11 protein-coding genes are annotated in these 14983 nt (G+C 70.8%); 6 read left to right on the top strand and 5 right to left on the bottom strand.

All coding sequences use genetic code 11. The features are described from left to right. Positions 1–18: 18 nt before the first annotated feature. Together ABZ463_RS33835 and ABZ463_RS33830 are read right to left on the bottom strand one after the other, a co-directional pair. Positions 19–1128: an extracellular solute-binding protein gene (locus tag ABZ463_RS33835; RefSeq protein WP_362782463.1), complete on the bottom strand. Its 1110-nt coding sequence runs from the start codon at positions 1126–1128 to the stop codon at positions 19–21. A 50-nt stretch (positions 1129–1178) separates the two neighbouring features. Continuing rightward, positions 1179–2330, bottom strand: a complete 1152-nt coding sequence (locus ABZ463_RS33830; protein ID WP_352012908.1) for an ABC transporter ATP-binding protein — start codon at positions 2328–2330, stop codon at positions 1179–1181. Positions 2331–2610: 280 nt separating this feature from the next. Between ABZ463_RS33830 and ABZ463_RS33825 the strand changes: the two genes are divergently transcribed. The 3 genes from ABZ463_RS33825 (at position 2611) to ABZ463_RS33815 (ending at position 5500) form a co-directional block, all read left to right on the top strand. Beyond that, entirely contained in the window at positions 2611–3375 is a 765-nt protein-coding gene (locus tag ABZ463_RS33825) for an IclR family transcriptional regulator (protein WP_352012907.1), read from the top strand. A gap of 130 nt (positions 3376–3505) precedes the next feature. Beyond that, positions 3506–4087: a signal protein gene (locus ABZ463_RS33820; protein ID WP_362782458.1), complete on the top strand. Its 582-nt coding sequence runs from the start codon at positions 3506–3508 to the stop codon at positions 4085–4087. Between the two features lie 183 nt (positions 4088–4270). Continuing rightward, positions 4271–5500: a cytochrome P450 gene (locus ABZ463_RS33815; protein ID WP_362782456.1), complete on the top strand. Its 1230-nt coding sequence runs from the start codon at positions 4271–4273 to the stop codon at positions 5498–5500. 88 nt (positions 5501–5588) lie between these two features. On the opposite strand, the gene ABZ463_RS33810 is transcribed toward ABZ463_RS33815, so the two are convergent. From ABZ463_RS33810 to ABZ463_RS33800, 3 genes are all read right to left on the bottom strand, one after another. Beyond that, positions 5589–6830 (bottom strand): VWA-like domain-containing protein, encoded by a 1242-nt coding sequence (locus ABZ463_RS33810; protein WP_362782453.1) that lies wholly within the window; start codon positions 6828–6830, stop codon positions 5589–5591. Then, the gene (locus ABZ463_RS33805; RefSeq protein ID WP_362782450.1) at positions 6827–8065 is read right to left on the bottom strand and encodes a MoxR family ATPase; all 1239 of its coding nucleotides are present in this window, start codon (positions 8063–8065) and stop codon (positions 6827–6829) included. Before ABZ463_RS33805 ends, ABZ463_RS33810 begins: the two co-directional genes overlap by 4 nt. Positions 8066–8127: 62 nt before the next feature. Beyond that, entirely contained in the window at positions 8128–9477 is a 1350-nt protein-coding gene (locus ABZ463_RS33800) for a hypothetical protein (RefSeq protein ID WP_362782447.1), read from the bottom strand. Positions 9478–9656: 179 nt separating this feature from the next. Here ABZ463_RS33800 and lgt point away from each other — a divergent pair, with 179 nt between their 5' ends. From lgt to ABZ463_RS33785, 3 genes are all read left to right on the top strand, one after another. Beyond that, complete coding sequence (lgt, locus tag ABZ463_RS33795; RefSeq protein ID WP_362782444.1) at positions 9657–10715, top strand: prolipoprotein diacylglyceryl transferase; 1059 nt, start codon at positions 9657–9659, stop codon at positions 10713–10715. Between the two features lie 546 nt (positions 10716–11261). Beyond that, entirely contained in the window at positions 11262–12023 is a 762-nt protein-coding gene (locus tag ABZ463_RS33790; RefSeq protein WP_352012900.1) for an ABC transporter ATP-binding protein, read from the top strand. Next, on the top strand, positions 12020–14869 hold the full coding sequence (locus tag ABZ463_RS33785) for an FtsX-like permease family protein (RefSeq protein WP_362782440.1): 2850 nt from the start codon (positions 12020–12022) through the stop codon (positions 14867–14869). Before ABZ463_RS33790 ends, ABZ463_RS33785 begins: the two co-directional genes overlap by 4 nt. The last annotated feature ends 114 nt before the right edge of the window (positions 14870–14983 follow it).

Raw genomic sequence — 14983 nt, 5'->3', positions numbered from 1 at the left:
TCGCGGACGGGCCGTGGGCTACTTGGAGACCCACGCCTGCCAGCGCTCGATGGCGACTTCCTCATTGGACTTGGTCGACCCGGGGGCGGTGGCGGTCCACCAGTCGTAGTCCTGGGTCACGGCGGAGGCGACGTTCTTCGGCGACGTCGGCAGCAGGGCGGCGCGGTCCTCGGGGAGCAGGTCGAAGGCCGCCGAGTTCGCCGGCGAGTAGGTGATCGCGTTCGCGAAGTCCGCCTGGGCCTGCGGCTCCATCATGAAGGCCAGGAGCTTCTGGGCGTTCTTGGCGTTCTTGGCGCCCTTGAGGATCGCCCAGTTGTCGTACTGCAGGATCGACTGGTTCCACGTGCTCGCGACCGGTACGCCCTTCTCCTTGGCGCCCGCGACCCGGCCGTTCCACGCGCTGGCGACCGTGACCTGGCCGCCGGTGAGCAGCTGGATGGGCTCGGCGCCGGTCTCCCAGTACTTGACGAGGTTCGGCTTGAGCTTGTCCAGGCTCGCGAACACCCGGTCGTAGTCGATGGGGTAGAGGTCCTTCGGCGCGACGCCGTCGGCCAGTGCCGCGATCTCGAACGTCGCGCCGCCCGCGCCCCAGGCGCCCGGCGCGAGGGTCCGCTTCCCGGGGAACTTCGCGACGTCCCAGAAGTCCGCCCACGAGGTCAGCGCCTGGTCGCCGAGCTTGGCGGTGCTCCAGGCCGGGACGACGGAGATGTAGTAGGCGGGCACCGCGTCGTCGGCGGCCTTCACCGGGGAGATCTTCTCGCGGTCCCCGGCCTTCCACAGCGTGTAGTCGACCGGTTCGAGGGCGGCGCCGTCGCGGAACCGCTGGAGTACGGCGCCGTTGATGTTCACCAGGTCGAAGGCGGGGGCACCGGCCTTGACGCCCGTGAGCACCACGGCGGCGTCGAACTCGCCGGGGCTGAGCACGACGTCGATCCCCGTCTTCTTCTCGAACGGGTCGAAGAAGGCCTTCTTCATCGCCTTGCCCAGGTCACCACCGGGGTCGGGGACGACGACCGTACCGGCGGAGGGGGCACCGCCGGTGTCGTCGCCGCTTCCACAGGCGGTGGTCGTGAGCAGGGCTCCGGCCGTCACCGCCGCCCCCAGCACGGTCTTCCGGGAGAACTTCATCAGCCGAACCTTTCTGTCTTGCACATCTCTGACGCGTCCTGGCCCGCGGCTTACCGCCGGCCGTCCGCGTGGTAGCCGCGTGCGGCGTAGGGGTCCCAGTGGACGGCGACCCGGTCGCCGACGGTCCATCTGGTCTCGGTGAGGTTCCTGAACGACAGGCGCGCGTTGAGGTTCCCGATCGCGGTCTCGACGACGTGCAGCGCCGTCGCGCCTTCGTACAGCACCTCGCTCACCACACCCGGTACGGCCTGCGCGCCCGTGCCGTCGGCGCCGTCGGGGGGCAGCAGCGAGACCTGTTCCGGGCGGACCCCGACCTCGACGCCCCGGTCGGGCCTGAGCGAGGCCGCGTTGGCCACCTCACGGCGGTGTTCCGACGAGTCGCCGTCGAGGACGACCCGAACCTGGCCGTCGGCGTCGAGGACGGAACGGCCTGTGAAGAAGTTGGTCTCCCCGACGAAGTCGGCCACGAAGGCGCTCGCGGGTCTCTCGTACAGGTCGGTCGGCGTGCCGAGTTGTTCGACGGCGCCGTCGTTCATCACCGCGACGCGGTCGGCCATGGTGAGGGCCTCGCCCTGGTCGTGGGTCACGTAGATGACGGTCGCGCCGAGGTTGCGCTGGAGGCGTTTGATCTCGACGCGCATGTGCTCGCGCAGCCGCTTGTCGAGCGCGCCGAGCGGCTCGTCCATGAGGAGCAGCGCGGGCCGGAACACGATCGCGCGGGCGAGCGCGACCCGTTGCTGCTGACCGCCGGAGAGCTGGTCGGGGAAGCGGGTCGCGTAGTCCTCAAGTTTGACCAGCTCAAGGGCGTGCTGGATGTGGCCGCGCTGTTCCCGGAGCGGCATCCGCCGCATCCGCAGCGGGAAGCCCACGTTCTGGGCGACGGTCATGTGCTTGAACAGGGCGTAGTGCTGGAACACGACGCCGATCTCGCGTCTGTGCGGCGCCAGCCGCGCGACGTCCCGGCCGTTGATGCGGATCGCACCGCTCGTCGGCTCCTCGAAGCCGGTGAGCATGTTGAGCAGCGTCGTCTTTCCCGCACCGGAGGGACCCAGGATCGCCAGGAACTCACCGCGTCGGATGTTCAGCGAGACACCGCGCACCGCCTCGACGGTCCCGTACTTCTTCGACAGGCCGTCCAGCTCAACCTCACCGCCCGTCGCGACCTGGTCGACGACCTGGACGCCCTCCGACACCTCGGACATCCTCAACTCCTCGGTAAAGTTGCAATCAATGCAACGCGTATGGCTGACGAACTTAGGCAGCCCCGCAAGGCGTGTCAAGGGGTCAACCAGGGGTGAAACAGCACAGATCCGGCACCTTGGACCGGTCCAGCTGCGAAATCGGGCGCTTCCTTGGCCCAACTTGAGCGTGCTATGTTGTCGGCAGCGCAACACACCTCAGTGCGCGGCGCACCCCTGCCCACACTGAGAAGATTCCGAGAAGACGGTCAGTCCAGGATCTTGGTAAGGAGAGAATTTCTCTATGCCAGACAATCCATCACGGGACAACAGCGACCTCGGGAGCATGTCGCACATCAGGCGCGGTCTCATGGTTCTTGAGCAACTGGCCACCAAGTCTGCGACGGCGGCCGAGGTAGGGCGGTTGGTCAACGTGAACCGCAGCAGTGCGCTGCGCATACTTGGCGATCTCGTGGACGCCGGCTACGTCGCCCGCGACGACGCCACCAAGGAGTTCACCATCCGCCCGGAGCGGTTCTACGGGCTGATCGTCAACCATCCCGCGCACGAACAGCTGATAGAGAAGGTCGGCCCGCTGCTCAAGCGGCTGACCGGCGGGACCGGTGAGGCCTCCCTCTTCGCCGCCCCGGCCAGCGGAAACATGGTCTACGTGCAGTACCAGCCCTCGTCCGAGGTGCTCACCCTGCGCGAACGGCTCGGCACCGTACGGCCCATCCACTGTTCGGCGGTCGGCAGGGCCTACCTGTCGACGTTCGACGACGTCGCCCTCGACGAGGTCCTCGGCACCCTGAGCTACTCGGGCGGCACGGACCGCGCCGCCAAGGGCCCGCTCGACCTGCGCCAACGGGTCGAGGAGTCCCGGCTCCTCGGCTACGCCCTCGACATCGACGAGACCCTCGTCGGCGCGTCCTGCGTCGCGGCCCCCCTGAACAACAACGGCAGGTGCATCGGTTCGATCGCCCTGTCCGGACCGACCTCCCGCATGCCCAAGGACCGCCTCGTCGAGCTCGGCTCCTTCCTCGTCGGCGAGATCGCGAACACGTTCTGACCTTCGGCGAGCGCCCACATCGGGGACGGCCCTCGCCGAACGTCACCCAGCGGGCACCGCGCCCTCCCCGGAGAAACCAACGTCACGGACGACACCGCCGACCCGAGATCCGGAGTCCTATGATTCCGGGATGCCCCTCAGATCCGTTCCGTTCCTTCTGCTGATCCTTGGGCTCGTCGCCGGTTGCGGGCTTCGCGGAGCCGGGGCGGAGACGTCGATCCAGGGACGCTGGTGGACCTGGGCGTCCTCGGAGCCCGAGAACACGAATCCGGTCACGGACCCGAGCGGACGGTTCTGCCACCGGAACCAGCCGGAGGACGTGTGGTTCCTCGCCGGCACCTTCGGCGGTACGGCCCGGCGGACATGCGAGGTTCCCGAGGGACGGCCGATCGTGTTCCCCCTGGTGAACCGGACCGCCACCAGGGCCGAGTGCCGGAGGTTCATGGCCGCAGCCAAGGGTGAGGCCGTCCTCGACGGCGCGCCGGTCGCGTCCGAACGGCTGACCGAGGGCCGCGTCGCCATAACCGGCGTCGCGGGCAACCCGCTGACCGGCCGGAAGGGGAGGATGCTCTCCCCCGCGTGCGGCATCTGGGTACGGCTGCGGCCGTTGAAGCCCGGCCGCCACACCCTGACCATCCGCGGCTCCTCCGAGGACTTCCGCACGGGCGTCGACTACACGCTCGTCGTCGATCCCCCCGGTCCCCAGGCCTGAGGACCTGTTCCGGGGGCCCTCGCCACGGTGAAGATCGTCCTGGAAGGGAACGGTGGCCTTTCCCGCCGGCCGGGGGATGTACTGAGCGGTCCTCTGTCACAGATGGCCGGGCTGCCCTGTCAACTGTGCGCGGAGAATCGATCTTCAGTGTGCTTCGCCGTCGCGACCGTTAGGAGAAGGCACGTGTCCCACCCCCTCCCGTTCGTCATCGACCCCGCCGGTGCCGACCGGTACACCGAGTACCGGGCCCTACGGGACCGAGGCCCGGCCACCCCGGTCGACGTCCTCGGCCTGCGCGTCTGGGCGGTCACCGACCCCGCCCTGCTCAGGACCCTGCTCACCAGCCCCGACGTCTCCAAGGACGGCCGCCTTCACTACCCGGCCTTCCAGCGGACGATGGAGACCTGGCCGCTCGCCCTGTGGATCGGGGTTCAGAACATGTTCACCGCCTACGGCGCCGACCACCGCAGGTTACGCCGCATGATCGCCCCCGCCTTCAGCGCGCGCCGCATCGCCGAGCTGAGGCCGACCGTCCAGGCCATGGTCACCGGGCTGGTCGACGACCTCGCCGCGGTTCCCCCGGGACAGGTGGTCGACCTGCGCGAGCGGCTGGCCTACCCGTTGCCCATCGCCGTGATCGGTCACCTGATGGGCGTCCCCGAGGAACGGCGCAACGACTTCCGGCAGCTCGTCGACAACATCTTCGACAGCACCCTCACCCCCGAGCAGGCCCAGGCCAACACCGCGCTGCTCTTCGAGACCATCGAACGGCTGATCGCCGACAAACGCGACAACCCCGGCGACGACATGACCTCCCTCCTCATCGCGGCGCGCGACGAGGAGTCGGACGGCACCGGCCTCACCGACGCCGAACTGCGCGACACCATGATCCTGATGATCAGCGCCGGGTACGAGACGACCGTCAACGTCATCGACCAGGCCGTCTTCGCGATGCTGACCTCCCCCGACCAGCTCCACCTCGTCCACGAGGGCCGGGCCACCTGGGAGGACGTCGTCGAGGAGACCCTCCGCGCCGAACCCGCCGTCAAATACCTGCCGCTGCGCTTCGCCGTGACCGACATCGAACTGCCCGGCGGGCAGGTCATCGCCGCGGGAGACCCCATCCTCGCCGCGTACGGCGCCGCCAACCGCCACCCCGACTGGCACGGGCAGGACGCCGACACCTTCGACGTCACCCGGGCGGCGAAGGACCACCTGACGTTCGGCTACGGCGTGCACTTCTGCCTCGGCGCCCCCCTTGCCCGCCTTGAGGTCGCCGAAGCCCTGCGGCAGCTCTTCGCGCGTTTCCCCGCCATGTCGCTCGCGGCGCCCGCCGACACGTTGCGGCCGGTCCCCAGCCTCATCAGCAACGGCCACCAGGAACTCCCCGTGCGCCTGCGCGCCGCCGAGTAGCCCGCCGTACGATCCCGGAGGACCTCTGGGCCGGCTACCCGTGCGGGTAGCCGGTCGCCCCGCGCAGGCCCGGTCGGCGACGACCGGGTCAGCCGATGGTCACCACCCGTGCCCACTCGGGTGGCCGATCCGGCACGTAGAAGGAGTCGTCCTCCTCCCACGAGCGAAGCCGCCCCCTCCTGGAGAACAGCCCGATCACCGTCCGGCACGGTGGCCGTACCTCCGGCCAGCGGGTCTGCCCGTCGGTCAGGACCACGACGACGTCCGGCGCGGGCCTCGTCCGCAGCGCTCCGGCGAAGCCCGTACGCAGATCCGTCCCGCCACCGCCGACCAGCGGGATCCCCTCCGCGCGGCACAGCCCGTGCACGGCCTGGACCGCCGCGTCGCATGACAGCACGCCGACCAGGTCACGCCTGCCGCCCACGGCCCGGACGATCGCGGCGATCTCCACGAGCGCGCCGCCCAGTTCGGCGTCGCTGACCGACCCCGAGGTGTCGACGACCACGGACACCCTGGGCGGTCTGCGCCGCAGGCTCGGCAGCACGACGCCGGGCAGGCTCGTCGAGCGCCGCGACGGCCTGCCGTACATGTAGTCCTCACCCGCGCCGGGGCCGGAGAGCGCGGAGCGGACCGCGGCGCCGAGCAGCTCGCGCCACGGCTGAGGCGGGTGGAACGCCTCCTCGGCCCACCTGCGCCATCCCTGTGGGGCGTCGCCGGGACGGCCGACGATGCCCTCCGCCACCCGGAAACGCACCGCGTCCCGCTCCTGCGGGCTGAGCCCGTACGCGCCGTCCGGCCCGAGCTCCCACTCCCGTTCCAGCCCGTCGGCCCCGCTGCCGCAGTCCAGCCAGACCAGCCCCTGCGTGTACGGCCCCAGCGTGAACCGGCGCAGGTAGTCCTCCATCAGCTTGCCCTCGGGCAGCCCGAGGGCCTTCGGATAGACGGCGTCCTCGGGCCTGACCAGCCCGTCCCCGTACACGTCGTCGTTGATCTCGCAGTCCGCGGCGATGTTCATCCGCAGCCGCTCCCCCGGCCCGGTCAGTCCCCGTTCCGCGGCGACCCGGTCGCTGCGTCCGTGGTGGTCGCGCAGCAGGTGGGAGACCTCGTGCACCCACACGCCCGCCAGCTCCTCCACGGAGGTCGCGGCGACGAACGGCGGCGAGACGTAGCAGCGCCAGTACCTGTCGACGGCCATCGTCGGCACCCGCCGTGACTCGACCGGGTGCAGCGCGAACAGCGCCGTCGCCAGGTAGGGCCGGGCCCGGACGGCGAGCAGCCGGGCCGCGAAGAGCTTCTCCAGGTCCAGCGTCCCCGTCGCGCCGGACGTCATCGGCCCCGCCCCGCGACGGCGGTGATCCGTGCCGCCGCCCTGTCGGCCTGCCCGCTCAGCGACACCACCCCGGCGAGCCTCTCGATCGACGCCGGGACCTCCCAGTCGGCGTGACGCAACGCGGCGAGCGTGGACGCGGGCACGACCACCAGGTCAGGGGCCCCGGTCTCCAACGCCCTGACCAGCAGGGCCCACGCCGCCTCCCACCTGGCCCGTTCAGGCCGCCTCCTGACCGCCTCGACCACCCCGTCGAGTACGGCCTGGCGCAGGTCACCCCGTTCCGGCAGGACGGCCGCCGCCGGGTCGGCCAGCAGCGTCTCCGGGTCGGGCAGGTCCATCCTGTCCGTCCAGGCCAGCAGCTCCAGCCCGGGGCCGTCCCCGACCGTGCCCCTGACCAGCGTGGACAGCACCTCCCTTGAGGTGTTCGCCGCGGTGGCGAAGGCCGTGAGCCGCAGCGCCATCTCCCAGCTACGGGGCGAGGGCCACGGCCCGCCCCTGCGGGTCTCCTCGCTCGGCAGCCGGTGCACGAGGGTGGGACGGGCGGCGAGGAGCCCGCACACCGCGCGCCTGGCGAACGTCACGGCCTGCGGCAACAGCTCCGGGTCGAGCCGGGGCAGCGTCGCCCTCGGCCAGGTCCCGCCGAGACCGCGCACCACCACGTCGTGGTCGTGAGCCCACCGCAGGTGGACGAACCGGTTGGCCAGGGGCGCGCTCAGCTCCCAGCCGTCGGCCGCCGAGGAACGCGGGTTGGCCGCCGCCACGATCCGCACCCCGGGCGGAAGCCGCAGGGCGCCGACCCGGCGTTCGAGCACGAGACGGAGCAGGGCGGCCTGCACCGCGGGCGGCGCCGTGGACAGCTCGTCCAGGAAGAGCAGCCCCCTGCCCGCCGCGGCCAGCCGTACGGCCCAGTCCGGCGGGGCCATCGGGACGCCCTGGGTCTCGGGGTCGTCGCCGACCACCGGCAGGCCGGAGAAGTCGGACGGTTCGTGCACGCTGGCGATGACCGTGGTCAGCGGCAGGTCGAGGGCGTCGGCGAGCTGCTGGAGGGCCGCGGTCTTGCCGATCCCCGGCTCCCCCCACAGCAGCACCGGCAGGTCGGCCGCCACGGCCAGGGTCAGCGCCTCAAGTTGCGGGTCGGCACGCGGCTCCGTGGTCGTGTCGCCGAGCAGCGCGATCAGGTCGGCGGCGACCTCCAGATCGCCGGCGTGAGCGGTACGGGATGAGAATTCGAGCATCGGATCACCTCTGGGTCTGAGAAGGGTTCAGCGGGATGTCCGCTGACGTTCGGTGGGGACGTTCAGCGGGACGTCGTGCGGTGCGAACGCGCGTGGTCGGCCTTGGCGCCTGTCTGGGGCACCTGACCAGGCCAGATGGCCGATTCCTTGCCTGGCCCGGTCAGTCCGGTCCGGAACAGCCCGTGCGCGACCCGTCGCCGTGCCGCCGCCTCAAGCTCGTCCCGTAGGGCGCCCTCGGGCAGTGCGGCGCCGGGGCCGAGGAGGTCCTCGACGGCGGCCAGGGCACCGGCGACGTCGCCGTGCTCCAGCCGCGCGCGGATGCCGGGGAGGCCCTCCGGGGCACGGTGCGCCTCCTCGATCACCCGCAGGCAGGGCAGCGGGGTACCGGTCAGCGCGGACAGCAACCTCTCGCGGTGTATCTCCGCGGGGTCGTGGTCGAGCGGCACGAGCACCCCGTCGACGAGCCCGATCCGGTGCCGGGCGCCACGGCACTCGACCAGCCGCCACGCCTCCCGGCCACCGGTTCGCGGTGGGCGGGACGGGGAGTGGTCCGGTGCGAGCGCCGACGCGACGAGCGGGTGCAGCCGGTCGGCCTCGATCAGTCCGGCGCGGAGCAGCATCAGGTCGGGCGGCACCCACGTCGCCGCGTCCGGCAGCACGGGCAGCGCCGACCGGCCGCCCCGTGTGGGAGCCGTCGTGATCCGTGCCTCAGGGAACGCCGTCAGGTCCAGCACCAGCAGGCGCCGCCTCCCGAGCCGTACGGCGACCGCGTCCCCTTTCTCCTCCTGGAGAAGGGTCCACGCCTCGGCCGCCCACCGGTCCACGGCGCAGCCGGGCTCCAGCGGCACCCCCGGATCCTGAGAGGGAGGGTCGCCGGCCCCGGCGCGGACCCGCAGCTCACCGGCCCTGCGGGCGTCCCACAGGTGGCGGTGCAGGTCGAGGCGGAAACGTCGGTTCGGCCGGGGGTGCGGATGCCGTCCGGCCCCGGACCCGTCCCACAGCGCCAGGCTGATCCGCTGCCCGGCGCCCGCCCAGGCGGGTGGGGTCCGGGCCACGAGGTGCACCGTGGCGCCGCCGCCGTACGACGCAGGGTGGTATCGGGCCAGGGAGACGGTCAGGCCCGGCCGCAGCAGACCGTCGGGGACGATCCGCGGCATGTGCCAGCGCAGCAGGTCAGGAGCCAGGTGACGAAGGTCGTCCCGGACTCGGGCCATGAGCTCCCGGCCGTGGGTGCGAGCCGTGGAGCGCAGGTTCAGATCGATGTCGACGTGCGCCGCCGCGCACGCCCCCGCCCAGTCTCCGACGGTACGGCGGGCGGTCGCTGTCTCGATCATGGAGGGCGGCACGGCGAACTCGCGCACGTGCAGCCAGAGGGAGAGCCGGGAATCCTCGGTCGCGGTCAAGGGGCGCATCAGCACTCACCTTGCCGGAACGAGACCCCCAATCCACAGGAGTAGGTATTCATCCCGGCCAGCATAGAGCCTTCCCCACCGGATCCGCCATGCACGAAATACCGGCCCCACCGGAAGGGGGACGATTTTCCGGAGGAATTTCCGTTTTCCACGCGGCCACCCGGCCATAAACCGGTCCTGTGGACAGATTGGTCGTTCCTGTACGCCCCGGTGGCGCGCCTGTAGTGTTCTCCACCGTGATACTCGCGAGCATTCCCAGCCCGGCGACAGCGGTCTGGTACGTGAATCTCGGGTTCTTCGAGATTCCGATCCGGGCTTACACGTTGTGCATGGTCGCCGGTGTCGTCGCCGCGAGCCTCATCACGAACAGACGCATGCGCAGCCGTGGCGCGCCCGCGACCGCCGCCCTCGACATCGCCGTGTGGGCGGTGCCCTTCGGCATCGTCGGCGCCCGCCTCTACCACGTCGTCACCACCCCGGAGAAATACTGGGGCGCAGGCGGTGAGGGCGTCATGGGCACCCTCAGGGTGTGGGAGGGCGGCATCGGCATCTGGGGCGCCGTCGCCGGAGGCGCGCTCGGCGCCTGGATCGCCTGCAGGAAAACGCGGTTGAGCTTCACGCTCCTCGCCGACTGCATCGCCGTCGGCCTCCCGATCGGCCAGGTGATCGCCCGGCTGGGCAACTGGTTCAACAACGAGCTCTACGGCGGCAGGACCGACCTGCCGTGGGGCCTTGAGGTGCACAGGATGTCCGGCGGCGGCCCGGGAGACCCGCCGACCGGCAGCGCGGCGGTCGACGCCGAGGGCAGGCCGGTCCTGCTGGAGGGCCTCTACCACCCCGCGTTCCTCTACGAGATGGTGTGGGACCTCGGCGTGGCCGGGTTCGTCTACTGGCTCGACCGTAGACACAGGTTCGGCAAGGGCCGCGCGTTCGCGCTCTACGTGATGGCCTACACCGCGGGCCGGGCCTGGATCGAGACCCTGAGGACGGACGAGGCCCTGATCCTCTTCGGCCAGCGTCTCAACTTCTGGGTCGCGATCGTGGTGTTCCTGTCCGCCCTGGCCTACTTCGTACTGCGCAGGGGGCCGAGGGACCATCTCGTTCCCGCTCCCGGCGGTGAGGGCTTCCTGACCGTCACCGAGGCGGAGTTCCTCGCCCACAGGGCGGCCGAACCCCGGACCGGCACCGGCGATTCCGCCCCCGCGGACGAGCCGGACGGGGCACAGGCCAAGAACTGACGACCCCTTTACTCTTTCAACGACAATTCATGACCGGAACGATTGTGTCGATTTCCTGAACAGACCGAAGAGAACGGTCGCCGTCCAGGAATCTTTCCTCTCATTCCTGCGAATGTGGACAAGCCATCGAACATGCCTCTCACATTCCATTCACCACATCAAGTGACATACATTATTCCACTTGTCGGACGTCAGGGCCGTCCTTATACTCGCCCGTAAGCCAAGCAGCCTGACGCGATCAGTCACGCGTCATCCCCCATCGGCGGACGCTCCACTCACCAACCCGTCGACGGATCGATGAAAAAGGCCTTCACCTCCGGTGCTTGTGCTCTTGTTGTCGCCATGGCCCCCCGGGCCGCCGACAACGCCACGCCGTACATCGGCGGGGTCTGGATTCACAGAAAAGTCACGAGTCAAAGAAAACAGGAATCAATGGCCACCGATAACCGCACGAAATCACCGGCGACGAGGAATGCCGCCTCCCTCGGCAGGGGCTCCGCGCAGGTTCCGAGACGTGATCGGCGAAGGTGGCCCGCGGCGTCCAAGGTGTGGTCGACGATCAGGGGCGGCGCGAACGGCACCGGCCCGCGGCCCGACGAGACCGGCCGGACGCTGATCCGCGCGAACGGCATCGTCAAGACGTATCGGTCCGGCGAGATGTCGGTGCCCGCGCTCAGAGGCGTGAGCCTCGAAATCCAGGCCGGTGAGTTCGTGGCCATCGTCGGCCCTTCGGGCACCGGGAAGTCGACGCTGATGAACTGCCTGTCCGGAATCGACACCGTCGACTCCGGCACGGTGATCGTCGACGGCCTCGACATCCACGCGCTCTCCGACCGGAGGCGTACGGAGCACCGGGCCAGGCGCATGGGGTTCGTGTTCCAGGGCTTCAACCTGATCCCGGTCCTCAACGCGGTGGAGAACGTCGAGCTCCCCCTCCTGGCGGCGTCGGTCAGACCGGCCGAGGCACGCGAACGCGCCCACGCCATGCTGGCGAGGGTCGGCCTGACCGACCGGGCGAGACACCGGCCCGGCCAGCTCTCCGGAGGCCAGCGGCAGCGCGTGGCCATCGCCCGCGCCCTGGTCGGCGGCCCCGCCGTGATCTGGGCCGACGAGCCGACCGGGAACCTCGACTCCTCGACCGCCGCGGCCGTCGTCGAACTGTTCGCCGAACTGAACGAGGGCGGGCAGACGATCGTCATCGTCACCCACGACGACACGGTCGCCACGTGCGCCAACCGGACGATCGAGCTGATCGACGGCCGTGTCGCCACGGTCCCGGTCACCTGGGGTGACTGGAGGCAGTCGTGACGTACGCCGCCGTCGCCGTCCTGGCGCTGCTCGTCCCGCCGATCGTCTTCGACCTCGTGTTCCGCCCGGCCATCCGAAGGATCGGGCTGCGTGAGGTCCTGCGGCGTCCGAGAGCGGCGGCCCTGGTCGTCTTCGGCTCGATGCTCGCGACGGCCCTCATCACCGGGTCGTTCGTCGTCGGTGACTCCTTCGGGACCTCCTACCGCGTCCGGGCGGAGACCCACCTGGGGCCGCTGGACCTGCTCGTCACGTCCGAGAACGTCAAGGACGACCTCCGTACCCTGGACGCGTCGCGCCTGGTGGACCACAGCCCGATCGAGTCGGTCATGGCGGTGCGCGAAGGAGAGATCACCGCCACCGACGGCCACGGAAGGACGCGGCCCCGCACGAGGTTCTGGGAGCTGGAGCCCGCCGAGGCACGCGCGTTCGGCGACGACCTCGACGCCTCAGGCCTGACGCGGCTGCCCGCCAGGCTCGGACGCGACGAGGTGGCGATCAACACACGTCTGGCCCGGAGCCTGGACCTCACCCCCGGAGACGACCTCGAACTGACCGCCGGTCCGACCACCGTCAAACTGCGCGTCGCCAGGGTGCTCCGCGAGCGGGGAATCGCCGGATACGCACCGATCATCGTCACGAAGGGCACACTGAGCGACGCGCTGCCCCACCGGCCCGGCGTCGTCCGGGACATGATCGCCGTCTCGAACGTCGGCGGCACGTACGGCGGGGCGGACAGGACCGTCGAGGCGGAACTCTGGATCGTCGCGGCGCTCGGCGACCGGACCCCCGTCGTCTCCGTGAAGTCACCTGCCCTGGACCGGGCGAACCGGATCGGCGACGAGGCGAAGAACCGGTTCGGCATGGCCGGTGGCTTTCCCTTCGCCGCGGCCGTGCTCCTCGTCATCAGCCTCTTCGTCATGTTCGTGACGGAGCGGAGGGCCGAGCTGGGGACCCTGCGCGCCATCGGCCTGCGGAGGGGACACATCCGCAGGATCTTCGCCGTGAAGGGGCTGGTCCTCGGCCTGCCCGCCACCCTCCTGGGACTCGGGGCCGGGGTGGGCGTCGCGGCCCTGGTCGTCCGCGTGAGCCACGGCTCGTTCGGGGCAGACGAGAACCTCCGGCTCCACCTGGACGTCCAGCCCGCCGCCCTGCTGTCGGGGGCGCTCATCGGTCTGGCCGTCTCGCAGCTCACCGTGCTGGCCGCGACCCTGAGGACCACCGGAGCCGACATCATGGCCGCGATGCAGGACGCCGCGCCACACGGTTCCGGCGGGCCAAGGCGCTGGATCGTCCTCGGCCTGTCGCTGTCCTGCGTGGCGGCGGCAGGCTGGATGCTGACGTCGGACCGTCAGTTCACGGCGTTCGCCGCGCCGATCGTGTTCGTGCTCGGCTTCCTCCCGCTGCTGATCGACAGGATGGGCCGCAAGGTCGCCGTGACCCTCTGCTGCGGGCTGGCCCTCGTCTGGGCGAGCACCGTCTTCGGCATCCTGACCGGCACCTTCGAGGAGGTCGACCTCAAGCTGCTCATCGTGCGGGGCGTCGTCCTGGTGGGGTTGTCGTCGGTCGTCGTCGCGGTGTTCGACGGATGGCTGGTCGCCCCGATCCTGGCGGTCACCCGGAGGTTCGTCGCGCCCCGTCTCGGTCTGGCGACCGTGCTGGCGCGACCGGTCAGGACCGCGTTGCTCACCTCCTTGTACGCGCTCGTCGCCTTCGCGCTGACCTTCACCGCGATCCTCAACACGGTCCTCAGGCAGGAGGAGCCGAACGACGTCGCCCGCGCGGGCGGGGGCTACGACGTCGTCCTGTTCAGCAGCCGTCTGTCCCCGGTGACGACGAAGCAGCTGAGAGCGCGGAGCGACGTCGCGTCGGCGATCAGGCTGACCGACGGCTACGCCATGATCACCTCAGCCGCCCTGGACAGGTACGAGGCCGCGCAGGGCCACCGGCACGCCTGGGACTCCGGCACGCCCCGGCCGCTGCGCAGGACCGTCACCCTCGTCACGCCCGAACTCGCGGGCAACCGCCCCCCGAGGCTGGCGGAGCGTTCGCAGGAGTTCGGCTCCGACGCCGAGGTCTGGGCCCACGTCGCCGCCGACGCCTCCGCGGTCATCGTTCCGAAGTACGTCGGCCTCGAAGTCGGCGACAGCGTGCGGCTCGTCGACCGGTCGAACCGTCCGGCCGAGCTGAAGGTCGTCGGCCTCAGCGACTGGAACCGGCTCGTCGGGGCCGGGCTGTACGTCTCGGAGAAACAGGCCGGATCGCTCCTGACCGAGGTGCCGCCCCTGCGCCGTCAGTACGTCGCGGCCGCGCCCGGCACGACGGCGGACGCCCTCGCTGAGGCGCTGAACACCGACTACGTGACCGCCGGGGCCGACGCCCACTCCTTCGCCGCGGACGTCGCCGCCGAGTCGGCGAAGACGGGGGCGTTCGTTCGGACCCTGCGGGGTTCCATCGGTCTGGGGCTGCTGGTCGGCATGGCCGGGCTGGCCGTCGTGCTGGTCCGCGGCGTCCGCGAACGACGTGGGCAGCTCGCGATGCTGCGGACCATCGGGTTCAGGCCCGGCGCGCTCAGGAACGCCCTCCTCGTCGAGGTGTCGTTCGTCGGCGTCCAGGGCACCGTGCTGGGCGCCGGGCTGGGCGTGCTGAGCGTGTGGCAGGTCCTGGCGCCGCGGACCGCCACGGCGCGCGGCCTCGGCTTCACGGACCTCACGGACCTCACGGTGCCGGTCGCCTTCCTCGTGGTGCTGGCGCTGTCAGCCCTGGCCGCGGCCCTGCTCGCCGTCCGGGCGGGACGCGCCGTCTCCGCCGAAGCGCTCCGGCCGTCCCACTCCGGCCTTCTCATCTGAACCACTGTGATACCTTCGGCGGCGCCGTGCATTATTGCGAATTCGAGGAGGTGAGTCCGATCAACGCTGTGACAGGCCGGGGCTCCCTCCTTCGCATGGCCTAGGGAGCGCCCG

It is taken from the genome of Streptosporangium sp. NPDC020145, assembly GCF_040631275.1.
GTDB lineage: Bacteria > Actinomycetota > Actinomycetes > Streptosporangiales > Streptosporangiaceae > Streptosporangium.
The sequence above is the reverse complement of the archived record's forward strand: the minus strand, read 5'-3'. Positions and strand labels throughout refer to the sequence as shown.